Source organism: Paenibacillus oryzisoli, from assembly GCF_001653565.1.
GTDB classification, from domain to species: Bacteria; Bacillota; Bacilli; order Paenibacillales; family NBRC-103111; genus Paenibacillus_E; species Paenibacillus_E oryzisoli.
In genome coordinates this window covers 21,260-34,429 of sequence record NZ_LYPB01000077.1, presented here as the reverse complement: position 1 = coordinate 34,429, position 13,170 = coordinate 21,260, and the positions used below count along the sequence as shown (strand labels likewise).

Sequence of the window (13,170 nt, the reverse complement as noted above, 5' to 3'; positions counted from 1 at the left end):
CGCTTTCTTTCAGAATGCATTCAGCTCTCTGAAAGAAAGCGCATTGACCTAATTTTAAAATAGATAATTTGAATTTTTTCATTAATGTTAATATATATATTACATTTTCTAAAAAAAATATAAAAGACTAATTATTGATATCATTTAAACGCTTTCTTTTCAACATTGTCTGCCACATCGACTCAACAAAGTTATAAAATATCCAAAGAAACAGATTGTTATGTATGACTGCTATTCTGTACGTAGGATACTTCCCACGAATCAACGATTTATGCAACTCATCTATTACCCCAATATCATTTAATACGAAAATAGTATCTTCAGTTTCTTTTACAATCTCATAGATTTTGTATGCAGTGAAATGATTTAAATCGTTATATGTTATATCTTGTGACGGTGTCACATAAGACATGTTTCTGCACATCCTTTCTTTTCACGTATTATAGCAGATATTTCGAAAGAATTGTATAATATTTCCTTCACTGATTCAAGTGTTTGCAGTTTGACCTCTTTGGCCACCCAAGTTAGTGCTACTCATTTTTTACAAGTAACACTTTCTTAATGAAGTATCCATATGGACACGGTATCCATAAAGGCGAATGTATCTTCTTACCCTTTAAGACATACACTTAGCACTTCTCCCAACTTTTACATCAAGTGTTAAATTGAAGATAACACTCTAAAGTGCGAATGTTTTGATCATATGACTTGGCATTAACGCTGGCAAGTATGGGTTGAGAAGCTAGGCGCTCTTTATTTGGTATTGACATTAAGAGACACACTGCATTTAGATCATCCCCATGGCCATTTGTATGATAGACGTCGATGTGCTTATATATTTACTTGCTCCTATTAGTTTCATTGAATGTTTAGTTTAGTGAAGTGCAATGAATATTTCAGGTTAATAATTTGTGTAATGCTGCGACATCTTGTTTCAATTGTTCAACTGTATTATCCATGACAAACTCCATAAGCAAGTAACGATCTTCACGAGTGTCCATCTGCGCCAAGTATTGCGACCACTCATGAATCCCTTCAGAGAACGGTCGGCGAAGATCCCCTTCCCAATAATAAGCATGAAGGTTTAACAGCTTCTTTCGCGCCGCTAATTCATGGAGTCCTTCACAGCGTTCTTTCACAGAAAGCTCGGGCGTTGGCTGCCACAAGCAATATAGATTGGCATGATCTGCCTCTTCCAACAATCGCATAGCAGATTCGTTCGTGTCCGTTAGCGTGCCTCTGTGCCACTCAAGTGCAACTTTGATACCTTCTGCTCCAGCCATCTCAGCCACATGATTGGCTTCTAGTGCTATACGAGTATAATCGTCATTGGTTGCTGCTGAAGAGGGCAATGCTCCTGCCCATATGCGAATTAGCGGCGCGTGCAGCGCTTTCGCAGCAATCAGGCTCTCGCGGAAAACTTCCGCTGGATGTTGGTTCGCAAGTAGTCGAAAATAGGAGCCATACGCGGCGATTTCCATACCAGCATCAATTGTTCTTACGTATAGATTGTGTGCCCCGTCAACATCCCCTGGCCTGACATGTGCGTTCTCCGACCATTCAATGGCTTTCAACCCACACTCACTGCTTAACTCAATAATCTCAATTGCTGATCTTTCACGAAATGTGACGGATACAAGTCCAGGTATAATCATCGTTGTTTACGCTCGCTTTCACATAGTCTCAACTTACATAATTCCCTAAACCAGTAAGTTTGTAAAGAAAAAAGACTCCAGTCACCCGAGTAGGAAGAGTGATTGGAGTCTTTTTGAACTTGCCTATAACCGATGAACAATGAACTAGCGTTTGAATCCTTGAAGCTGTTGTTCAGCAATTTGTACTAATCTCTTCGTGATTGTACCACCGATTGAACCAGCATCGCGGGTGAGGAGATTTCCGTTGTAACCGTTAGGTTGCAGCGCAATTCCTAATTCCTGAGCAACTTCGTATTTCAATTGATTTAAAGCGGCTTTCGCCTGTGGAACTAGCAATGTATTGTTGTTGTTAGCCATTCGTAAATCACTCCTTCTCGTGGTGTAAACTTAGGATGTGAAGTGTAAGGAAATCTTATACATTCTTTTTATCATTTTTCATGTTTTAATGGAATGATGATCGAAAAGGTAACTCCAGCCTCTTGCGTAGTGAAATCAATCTTTCCTTTATAGCGCTCAATTAACTGTTTAATGATATGAAGTCCAAGTCCTTTATTGTTCTTACCTTTTTTAGTTGAGAAGCCTGAATCAAATATTCGGGTTTGAATGTCTGGGTTAACAGGGTTACAAGAATTCTGCACTTGAATCGTGAGTTGGTTGGCTTGAACGATACCTTCCACATTGATTTTCCTTTCGGTGGCAGGCAGCTCGATCGTCGCGTCAAACGCATTATCGATCAAATTACTTATTATACGAACTAAGTCCGTGGTCTTAATCGTCGTAAGACGCAAATTTTCCATATTTTTGAAATCAACCTGCATGTCAATGTTGTGGAGTTCGGATTGTGCCAACTTTGCTTGGATAATTCCACTTAATGCAGGAATATTAATTTCAACCGCTTTAATTTTGTTATCCATCATTTTCGCTTCTTGAATTAAAGGATCTATGTAGTCTTGCAGACTTTCATATTTCTTGAGTTTAATCATCCAAGAGATAGTCGTAATATGATTGATAATATCATGACGTTGTTCTTTTATCGACTGAACAATCGAATTAATATTTGCAAGGTACACATCTTGAACTGTTTTCACAGCTCCTTCATTCTTCTTCCGCGTAATTGAATACATCACGATAATAACAACGCACACGAGTAATGTGACAATGCTCATGAATATAAAAACCTCACGAAACTGATGATGCAAGGTTTTCTCGATCTGGCTGTAATCGGTTGCAACCATAACCACCTTAGGTAAGCTATCACGTTTATACTTCAGATTCGTTGTGACCATTGGTGTAAAGCTTTTCAGTATGTTCGTCCCATTCAAGTTCACATTGTAAAAAACCGTACTGTTTTTGGCTAAAGCTTCCTTGATCTTACTCTCTTCAATACCATCTCGATACTTGTAGCTACCGTTAAGCAGGAATCGCTCCGAATACCAGCTGGATCTATTATTAGGTGTTGGCGATTTATCGAATATCTTTTCCGGATTTAAGACACCTATCTCAATTAAATTTCCTTCGTTATTTTCAAGAAGCTCTTGGATACTAACATCAACACCTACTTTTTGACGATAATGCTCTAGACTACTTGATACGTTCAAATAGGGATTAATAAGATAATTGGTCGTTCCATCGTAAAATTCTCCCCATTTCCTAATGTCTGCTTCATCCGTTGAAGCCGTATCAATGGGGCCGCTCCAGAAATTTTCAAGAGTCAAGCCAGTACCTACATCTACACTTTTACGATCTGTTAACTGTAATTGTGCTGAATATACGATCCCCCACGTTTTGGAACTAGCGTTGATTTCTTTGGGATCCGAGGATCTTACCCCAATGAGGTCATCTCCCTGTCTCTCGAATAACGTAATCCCACCTATGTTCAATTCCTTAGCCAACGCGACGAGCTGTTCGTTCGTGACTTGGTGAAAATCAGGATGAAGGGACTTCTTAATGACAATCGAAGCCGTCCTAAGTTCATGCCCAAGCATTTCATCATAGGTTGCTTCAACTTCACTTTGCTTACCCATTTCGGCTGAAATCGTCGAGGTCACGAGTTTGATTTTCTCTTTTTGATGATTGTTTAAAAGAACTTTGGAATGTTGAAAATACGTTAAATTCATACTTAATATAGCGATTAAGAAAATTAATATTGTTTTTAATGGGAACTTATCTAGTGATGAAAACATGCTTACGATCTCCCTCAACAGCATATAGTATCCTTATTATAAAGCAATTTTGTCGAATTTTGCAGTTTTTTCATAAAATTTATCCCTTGCATGTTTTCAAATAATCAAATATGAAATTTAGAATTTCTCTGATATCCTTATACTTCCTTAAAAGGGTCTATCTCTCAAATTTCTCAGCTGAAGTTATGTTCCAGTTCACCTTAATTAGGCTATCGAGTCGTTATCGCCTCGCCAGTATCACCGTTGTCTCACTATCCTGTGGCTATGTGGAAAGAACTTGGTATTGAAGTAGGCAGGCTTCCACACGCAGCGTATTATCAACTTTTATCTAAGGCAACAGCAGCTTTCTCTGTGACGATTGGCGGTAGTCTCACCTTAGCGCTCTACGAAGCTCAGTTACTTGGCGCTACCCCAATTGCACCCAAAGGACGAGCAGATCTGCCACCGTTCACTGAAATGTATAGCCCTAGATATGATCTGTTGAATCCAAGAGAAGCCATTGCAATGGTAGAAAATAAAGTCTCTGTTACCATAGATACGCGTTGGTTTAGTATTGAAGCTTATGTCCGAACCCTTCTGGATACAATCTCCAATTAATTTAGTTTAAAGCAAACGTTTCCAAATACAACTGGGAGATGTACAGAATATTTTCGGTTCAGGTGACAAAAAAAGCGTTCACTCCCGTCGGAGTGAACGCTTTGAATCAAACTCTGACGACTAGGGAAGAACATTCCCTGCCGCGCAATAAATCTCATACCATTCTTGACGCGTCAATTGAATATCGCCAGCTTTGGCGCATTCGATTAATCGATTGATACTCATAGTTCCGGTAACAGGCTGCATCCTTGCTGGATGACGCAAAATCCACGCAATCGCAATCGTCGTATTGGATACATCATATTTCGCCGCGATTTCATCAATCTTCTTATTCAACTCTGGGAACTTCTCGTTATCTAGAAATACTCCTTCGAAGAATCCATATTGGAATGGTGACCAAGGTTGAATCGTAATGTCATTCAAGCGGCAGAAATCAAGAATACCGCCATCACGATCCACTGCGAAATCATTCTGCATATTCACATTGATACCGTTCGAAATCATCGTTGCATTAGTAATACTTAACTGCAATTGATTCGCGACTAGCGGCTGCTTGACCGATTTCTTCAATAATTGAATTTGCAGAGGCGTCTGATTGGAAACACCGAAATGTCTGACTTTGCCTGAGCTTTCTAACAAATCAAATGCTTCCGCCACTTCCTCAGGCTCCACTAAGGCATCTGGACGATGTAGAAGCAGAATATCCAAGTAATCTGTTTTGAGCCTTTTCAATATATTGTCCACGGATTCCAAAATATGTTCTTTGGAAAAGTCGAACATCCCTTTTCGAATCCCACATTTGGATTGTAGAATAATTTTCTCACGCACATCATCGTTCATATGGATTGCATCGGCGAAAATCTCCTCACACGTACCCCCGCCGTATATATCTGCATGGTCAAAGAAATTAGCTCCGATATCCAGTGCACCTTGGACAAAGCGTTCTGCTTCAAGCTTGTCCAGCGAATTTATTCTCATACAGCCTACTGCAATAACTGGAACTTCTAACGAACTGGTTCCAAGCTTCATCGTTTTTATCATCGAATACATCCTCCTTCATAGCTGCGTTGTGTTCTTCATGCTCCTGAGTAACCTCTCCTATTGTCACACATCGCTAAGGCATATTCAAGATTCGTGCCTAACACTCCACTAGCATACAGCGAATCTGGAGGAGAGGATCCTGCTTCGTAGGCTCGAATAGTCATAAAATCAAGAATCAGGTCACATCCCCCAATAGAGCGTTCTTTACCACTGCCCTATACTTGAGAGTGAATACACTAAGTTCTGGTAGTTTACTTAACAAGGAGGCACGGAGATTATGATTCACCAATCCGTTTACGAGCAGTTGGCCGATGGCATCCCCCGGATCGGTAATTGGCTCTATTTCTGTTTCTCATTTATTACAAATTAATCGTTGTCATACGTCCATACTCTTCCAGAGAGACTACACCAGGAAGTTCTTTTTCCCCACGTGTAAAGTTGTGTAAGTTGTCCACAACAAACTCACCCATCGATCTTTTGAACGTCCTAGCAAACCCACCGATGTGTGGCACACATAGGACATTATCCAACCTGTGAAGGGGGTGATTAACAGGTACAGGCTCCTCGTGAAACACATCTAAAGCTGCGAAGAAACGACCAGACTGCAACTCGTCCATCATGGCGATTTCATCTACAATTTTGGCACGTGCGGTATTGACGAACAGTGCACCATCCTGAATGAGGGCAAGTTCACGTTTGCCAATGAAACCTACTGTGGAGGGAGTTAGTGTGCTGTGTAACGAGATAATCTGGCTCGTTTGCAACAACTCGTCTAACGAACACAACTCCACACCTAACGCCTTTGCTTGTGCTTCCGAACAATAACGAGAGGCCAACTTAATGCGAACTGGAAATCCGCTTAGCATGCGGATGACGTTCTTGGATATTTCACCCAGTCCAATCAAGCCAATTACTTGGTTCGATACACCCATAACGGTGTCTCTGCTGTTATTTCCCCACTGGCCGCGCTTCAGTCTCGTACTATACCCATACAAGTCCCAAGCCCCCGCCATCATCAAGGCAAAAGCAGCTTCAGCGGTTGATTTAGCCAAAACGGTATTCGCAGTAGCAACGGTAATGCCTTGATGGAATGCACGTTCATCAACGACAGACGTAGGTGAGCCAGCCACATGACCAATAAATCTCAGTTTTCTTGCATTCGCAAGTATTTCCTCTGTAAAAAATGGCGTCCCCCATGAAGTCAGACAGGCATCATACTCGCCGATCAGGCGAGCTAATCCATCCTTCCCCCACTCTTCTCCCGTAGATTCGTACCAAGTTACATCGGAGAATGCCTGTAATTTTTCGATAACCGCGTCGTGGAAAAAAAGTTCTTTCAAATAGGGATCCTTAATTGCAAGTAGTGTTTTCATATGATGTTGCTCCTCTTCAATCGTTTATTGGCAGACTGCAAGTTGCTTCATATAAACTACATAATCAGCTAGAACCGATGGAACTTCCAGTTGGAGTTCTTTTAATTCTGGGCGCCACTTCGGCTCCCACTCGAATGAAAAGTAACCGTCATATCCACGCTCAAGTAGAAGGGTAACGATCGCGTGCAGCGGCAGTTGACCTTCACCTATCGGCGTGTACTTCCATTCATGGATCTTCGCATCCTCAAATGGTACACCATCCTTCATGTGTACATGTGCACAGCGATCTCCAAGAAGTCTAATCGTATCTTCAGGTTTTTCTCCAAATTCATAGGGATGAATGATATCATAGATCACTTTGCAATTCGTTCGATCAACGCGCTGAAGAAATTGATTTAGAACTGCTCCCGTTGAATACTCATTATGAGTTTCGAGCCATATCTCAACACCATACGCCAAGGCATAATCGCATGCTTCCTGTACGTATGCAATAATTTGCACTTCATCCTTGGGCTGTACGCGTTGCTCCACAAGGCGGAGGAACGAACCTAAGAAAATTCGCACGCCTTTTGCCCCAAGTATGGATGCCATCCCAATGATTTGTTTAAGTTCTGTGAGCGCTCTCTCTTCATTCGTTTGCATGCCATTAAAAATAATTTTGCTTCCTATATTCGTAATTGTAATGCCAGCCTCGCGAAACTTCGCAGCAATCTGGACTAATTCAGCCTCAGGCGTAGCTAAACTAACGGCATTTAGTTGGTCCTCTTTCAGCTCTATTCCGTTATAACCAAACTTCTGACAGCTTGCAATGAGTAAATCGACACTCCACCCTTCACAGGGCAGCGTGCTAAAGGATAATTTCATATGAAAATAACCTCCAAGTGTAGTTGACATACGTCTACTATACCTCGAGGTTATAGGCATTACTTGCAGTATCTTACGAAAAAACACACCTTTTTTAGGATTGTACGTCCGATTGCTGACGATATTTCAGAGGTGTCATTCCCGTCACTTTTTTAAACATTCGATTAAAATGACTTGCATGGTTAAAGCCTGTTTCAAAGCAAATTTGCAATACACTCATCTCGGTCATTCGCAGTAAATCAATCGCTTTGCGAATGCGCACGTCATTGACGTATTGAACGAACGGTTGACCCTTGAGCACTTTGAACATATAACTGAAATAGGTCGGAGACATAGCCGCTCGCTGCGCGATATCTTCCAGTTGGAGATTCTCTGCGTAATGCTCTTCAATATAGCTAACCGCTTCATGAAACAACCTTCTTCCAGCTGTATCCTTCGATTTCGATGATGGAGCTTCCTTCGTACCTTCTCTAAAAATGGTCACTAGCAATCGAATTAAATCGGCTTTAATCAAGTAGTGGTAGCCGGATTGCTTCTGCTCATTCTCTCGTCTCATGCTGGAGATAAGCCCCTCAACAACGTCTTGCGTGTGGGCAGATATTTGGATTTTCGGGAAAAATTGATTCGAGAGTGCGGATTCTGAACCTGTTTCCGTCTCGTCAATAACCAGCGGCATGAAATCAATCTGTACAAGCTCGACCTTCTCATCTTTGTAAGGTTCAAAATAATGAGGTACGTACGGCGGAATCGCTAACATGTCCCCTTTGGTCATCATAAAGGTCTGATTATCCGTATAATGAAAACATGTCCCGCGCATAACATAGCAAATTTGGACATGCTCATGGGCATGAGCTTGCTGATTTAAAGACGTTTCAAGACGGAAATCCACTTTGAATGGGAAGTCCTTCTCCATGAAATCACGATAATAATAGATGTGGTGAGTGCTCATTCTCGTTCCCGTCTCTCCCTCTCTAAGTTAAGCGTATCGTATGGAAATTATAACATTTCGCCTCATTTGAAAAAAGCCCGACATCCAAATTGGATGCCGAGCTTATAGGTCAATTATTGCTCAAAGTCACAATTACAGCATCATTCGCAGCTACATGTACGTTCAAAGTCCCCTTAACATCCTGCGAACTCTGCCCATATAAGCTCTCCTCGACATGCCAACCCGCCTTCAACTCTAAGGAAACTTCTTTATCCTCCTCAGAGTAATTGATCAAGACTGCAATCGTTGTGTTCAGATTCGTTGGATGTTCTGTAATCCCGATATGCGGCTCATTTATATGTAGAACACGAGCATTCCGCGACGCTAGGGAAATGGTTTCGTACATCTTCCAATAAGGGAATTGCTCCGGATTGTAGCTGACACCTGGCTGTTGGGACATCGCGAGCTCGACCGGCAAGGCACAGAAGTATACGGTTCCTTTGCCATATGTAGCTTTCGTCAGAACGGGATTGCCATCCGCTTCTGCTGCCAATACTTCAGCCCGATCGTTGCGGAAATCCAGCTTAAACGTACTTGGTATTGTAAGCGGAATGTCACCGCTATCCCCTTGTAAGTAAGCAACCGCATCACTTGCACGGCGACGGCGATTCTGTACGGTAAGCCCTGTAAGTTCAGCAAAATTGAGCATGTACCCGTTATTGGAGGACATGTACAATGTCGCTCCGTCGCGAACTTTAGTCAGCAGTTGCTCCCAGCGCTGCTTCGCTACACCGAAGACGCCTGTCACACAAGGGAGCATATAGAAATTCGCATCTGGCAGGGGCTGATCTTCAAATCGGAAGTCGAGATCAAAGCCAGCTTGCTTCGCTAATAGAAAAGCACCGATGGCTGTAGCCCAATGATCCTGTGTAGTATTGAGAATACACACAGCCTCAACTCTACGCGCCGGCAAATTCTCAAACGGCATAGCTTGAATAACTTTCTTGAGTCGTCCCATTTCTTGAAGAGCAGGCTTCATGCGCCCTTCCTCTGTCATGAGACCAAGCTCGCCTTCACAAGCGACCCAATCATACGGTGCATGGTTAAGTTTCGTTTGATCATTCGCACACCACCACAATAGACCAGGAAGACCATGTGCCCACTGTGAGATCATGCTTGTACGCGCAAATGCCGCAGCGACTTCTTCACCGCAAACCATCGGCCCCATCGTTCCCATTTCTTCTGCGAAGCAAGGCTTTTCTCCAATTTGTGCGTACAGTAGACTTTCCATCGTGGCATGTATCGTTGGTCTCATCGAAGTCAATGGATCGAAATCCATGTAAGTTGTCCAGAACGGATACGGATGTGTTGTCAAAATATCGGTGAGCTCGCCTTGATCTTGCATGGTCCATTTCCCTTTGGGCTGCAGGCTATGCATGCCTGAAATGAGCGGGCGTGTCGCATCCTTCGCCTTAATTGCATTCGCAATAGAGGCTGTCCACACATAAGCTTCTTCTTGGGAATCAACTTTTCCCATTACATTACACTCGTTCCCGAGATCCCACGCGATGATGGATTCATTATGCTTCATCTGTTTGACAAAATACTGAACGAAACGTACTTGCCAGCGGATGGCATCTGGATCGGTCAGAATCGCCTTGCCCCGCAGCGCTGGGGGAACGAATAAGCGACCGCTCATCCAACCCGTGACTAATCCGACAATGAGCTTGATATCATACTTCTTGGCGATGTCCGTGAAAGCTTGGAAGCGTGCCATCATTTCTACAGACATACCCGCTTTACCCGCTTCGGTATCTGGCAATCGTTCTTCACCGAACCTATAGCCGAAATGCTCGCCTTCTCCTGCATACATATTCTCAATGGGCTGAAAATCCGGCCACAAAGGGAATACGCGAATAACCTCAATGCCCGCTTCCGATAATCTACGCAAATCAAGATCAACCTGCCCGGGATTCCAATCGGACCACATCGCGGTTCCTGCATGTGATGCCCAATAGTTACAACCTACAAAAAATGTGCTTGGCAAATGTAATAATTGATTCAAGATACGTTCCTCCTAGAAGTTGCTAACTATAACGTATCTCAAGCGTACATAATTTCAGACGCATACACTATAATAGAAATATCAAAAAGTATAACGATTCTACTTTTTATACTTGAAGAATATTCTCCTTCCGCACTCAAACAAACGCCGCCAGCTCCAACAATATGGAACTAGCGGCGTTTTATTTGGAGCGCGCAGCGACCCCTGCCAAGAAACTAAGCATGAACTGTACCGCAAGACGCGAGGTCACATTCCGCACATCGACCGTCGGATCGATACAGACGAAGTCCAATCCTTGCACCTGCGGTAGTGTTCCTAGGCGATAGAGGGCATCCAGCGCATCCCATGGATTCACCCCGCCAGTGCCAATCGCTGGACATCCTGGCGCATAGGCCTGATCAATCACGTCAACATCGAAACTCACATAGAGCACATCCGTACCCTTGCCCACAAGTTGGAGCGCTTGCGTGAGCACCTCATCCATGCCTATTCTTCGTATATCCCGCGATGTGTACACATGTACGCCTTTACTTACCACATAGTCATGATAGGGTTTGGCATTCATGAAACCTCGAATACCAATCTGAACAATATGATCGCCCTGTACGGCACCAGATTCAAGAATTCCGCGGAAAGGTGTACCGTTAGTGACGCCACCATCTTCAAAATTACGGACATCATGATGCGCATCAAAATGTAGAAGACCTACTCGTTGACTAGGGTGACGACTCACGAAGGCTTGAATGGAGGGGCAGCTCGTCGAGTGATCACCCCCGAAAATGATCGGAATGATGTCCGGCTGAGCGTTATAAAGCGCACGTAAACTTGCTTCAATACGTCGATGACATTCGGCGATATCCGTTACATGCATGTGAATATCGCCGAGGTCACGAACGGCTAAGTCTTGCAGGTCAACATCATACTCCATCGAGTAGGTAGTAAACGATTTGAATGCGGCACGCACAGCCGCTGGTGTCGTCGAAGCACCTGAATGCGAGATCGACGCCTTCGATAGCGGAATCCCGATGATCCCAGCAAGCAGTTGCTCTTCACCGTCCCATTGGCGAATCCAATGGGCAACTTTGGTTTCCATATGATCTCTAAACACAGCTTGATCAGGCGGTTTGAGAAAGGGAATCTCATGGCTCATCGCCCCCCCTCCGTTCCGGCTTCGTCCGTCACAAGGGTGCGGTTCCATACGATTACATGGCCGTTTTTAATAACCCCATACGTGTGGTTAATCCCGAAGTGATAGGGCAAATAAGCGAGATTCGGCGCATCGAATATCGTTAAATCCGCACGTTTCCCAACTTCGATCGAGCCGATATCTCCTCCTCTTCCCAGTGCATTCGCCGCATTGAGGGTGCATGCAGTCAGGATCTCCTCCGGTGTCATTTTCAAGTTTAGAGAGGCCAGCATCATGACGATCTGTATCGACTCCGTCGGACAGGATCCTGGATTATAGTCCGTTGCGAGTGCCACTGGCAGTTCATAGGTATCAATCATCTCGCGCGCACGAGCATGTTTAGCCAAGCCAAGGTTGAATGATGTGCCGGGTAAAAGCACTGGAATCACGCCATGTTCGGCCATTGCAGCGAAACCTTGATCTGTTGCAGCGAGCAAATGTTCAGCGGATATTGCTCCGATTTCGCCCGCAAGCTCTGCTCCGCCTAGTGGTTCTATTTCGTCTGCATGTATTTTGGGATGCAAACCGTACTCCAAGCCTTTCAACAGAATCCGGCGTGATTGTTCGATGGTAAAAACACCCAATTCACAAAAAACGTCGCAAAACTCCGCCAGACCCGCTTCCGCCACCTCGGGAATCATTTCTCTGACGAGGAGATCTACATAAGCCTCAGCGCGCCCTTTGTAGGCCAGCGGCACCGCATGCCCCCCCATGAACGTAGACACAATATCGAGCGGATGGGTGTCATTTAAACGTTTGGCTACACGCAATTGCTTCAATTCGTCTAGCAAAGTAAGACCGTAACCGCTTTTCGCCTCAACTGTCGTAACACCATTCAACAGCATCTCATTGAGGCTTCGCCATGCCTTCGTAATTAGATCCTGTTCACTTGCTGCGCGAGTACTTTGCACCGTACTGTGAATGCCGCCTCCCTGTGCCAAAATGTCCAGATAGGCGACGCCAGACCGCTTCAACGCCAGCTCATGCTCACGAGAACCGCCATGTACAAGGTGAGTGTGTGGATCGACCAGACCTGGTGTGACCATGCGTCCGCCAACGTTGATGGTTGCTGTAATTTCTACGTTGGCAAGGAGGCTCATGACTTCTTGAGCTGTACCAACGAAGAGGATTCGTCCCTCGTGAATCGCTATCCCCGCATCCCGAATCTCATGAACTTCCTTCATCTGATGCCCGCAGCGCGGTGCATCGCCAGGAGGGGTAATCAAACGGCCAATCCCGGTAACGAGCAAATCGATCCGATCCATCTCCTCATTCCTC

At 44.1% G+C, this 13,170-nt stretch carries 12 protein-coding genes; 1 reads left to right on the top strand and 11 read right to left on the bottom strand.

Annotation, left to right across the window (positions count from 1 at the left end; all coding sequences use genetic code 11):
* Nucleotides 1–127 precede the first annotated feature (127 nt).
* From A8708_RS22970 to A8708_RS22955, 4 genes are all read right to left on the bottom strand, one after another.
* On the bottom strand, nucleotides 128–412 hold the full coding sequence (locus tag A8708_RS22970) for a hypothetical protein (RefSeq protein WP_068667645.1): 285 nt from the start codon (nucleotides 410–412) through the stop codon (nucleotides 128–130).
* A gap of 484 nt (nucleotides 413–896) precedes the next feature.
* The gene (locus A8708_RS22965) at nucleotides 897–1,655 is read right to left on the bottom strand and encodes a sugar phosphate isomerase/epimerase family protein (protein ID WP_068667644.1); all 759 of its coding nucleotides are present in this window, start codon (nucleotides 1,653–1,655) and stop codon (nucleotides 897–899) included.
* Nucleotides 1,656–1,799: 144 nt separating this feature from the next.
* Nucleotides 1,800–2,012, bottom strand: coding sequence for an alpha/beta-type small acid-soluble spore protein (locus tag A8708_RS22960; RefSeq protein ID WP_068667643.1), 213 nt, complete (start codon nucleotides 2,010–2,012; stop codon nucleotides 1,800–1,802).
* A 71-nt stretch (nucleotides 2,013–2,083) separates the two neighbouring features.
* Nucleotides 2,084–3,838 (bottom strand): sensor histidine kinase, encoded by a 1,755-nt coding sequence (locus A8708_RS22955; protein WP_068667642.1) that lies wholly within the window; start codon nucleotides 3,836–3,838, stop codon nucleotides 2,084–2,086.
* A 264-nt stretch (nucleotides 3,839–4,102) separates the two neighbouring features.
* Between A8708_RS22955 and A8708_RS22950 the strand changes: the two genes are divergently transcribed.
* Nucleotides 4,103–4,435: a hypothetical protein gene (locus tag A8708_RS22950; RefSeq protein WP_204787616.1), complete on the top strand. Its 333-nt coding sequence runs from the start codon at nucleotides 4,103–4,105 to the stop codon at nucleotides 4,433–4,435.
* 120 nt (nucleotides 4,436–4,555) lie between these two features.
* Here A8708_RS22950 and A8708_RS22945 read toward each other — a convergent pair whose 3' ends face one another.
* The 7 genes from A8708_RS22945 to hutI form a co-directional block, all read right to left on the bottom strand.
* Nucleotides 4,556–5,473: an aldo/keto reductase gene (locus tag A8708_RS22945; RefSeq protein WP_068667727.1), complete on the bottom strand. Its 918-nt coding sequence runs from the start codon at nucleotides 5,471–5,473 to the stop codon at nucleotides 4,556–4,558.
* 362 nt (nucleotides 5,474–5,835) lie between these two features.
* Nucleotides 5,836–6,849, bottom strand: coding sequence for a hydroxyacid dehydrogenase (locus A8708_RS22940; RefSeq protein ID WP_068667641.1), 1,014 nt, complete (start codon nucleotides 6,847–6,849; stop codon nucleotides 5,836–5,838).
* 24 nt (nucleotides 6,850–6,873) lie between these two features.
* Nucleotides 6,874–7,713, bottom strand: coding sequence for a sugar phosphate isomerase/epimerase family protein (locus A8708_RS22935; protein WP_068667640.1), 840 nt, complete (start codon nucleotides 7,711–7,713; stop codon nucleotides 6,874–6,876).
* Nucleotides 7,714–7,807: 94 nt separating this feature from the next.
* On the bottom strand, nucleotides 7,808–8,662 hold the full coding sequence (locus A8708_RS22930) for an AraC family transcriptional regulator (protein ID WP_068667639.1): 855 nt from the start codon (nucleotides 8,660–8,662) through the stop codon (nucleotides 7,808–7,810).
* A 109-nt stretch (nucleotides 8,663–8,771) separates the two neighbouring features.
* Nucleotides 8,772–10,706, bottom strand: coding sequence for a glycoside hydrolase 5 family protein (locus tag A8708_RS22925; RefSeq protein WP_157264979.1), 1,935 nt, complete (start codon nucleotides 10,704–10,706; stop codon nucleotides 8,772–8,774).
* Between the two features lie 181 nt (nucleotides 10,707–10,887).
* Nucleotides 10,888–11,856 (bottom strand): formimidoylglutamase, encoded by a 969-nt coding sequence (gene hutG, locus A8708_RS22920; protein ID WP_068667637.1) that lies wholly within the window; start codon nucleotides 11,854–11,856, stop codon nucleotides 10,888–10,890.
* Entirely contained in the window at nucleotides 11,853–13,157 is a 1,305-nt protein-coding gene (gene hutI / locus A8708_RS22915) for an imidazolonepropionase (protein ID WP_068667636.1), read from the bottom strand. The genes hutG and hutI overlap by 4 nt, the downstream gene beginning before the upstream one ends.
* Between the last annotated feature and the right edge of the window lie 13 nt (nucleotides 13,158–13,170).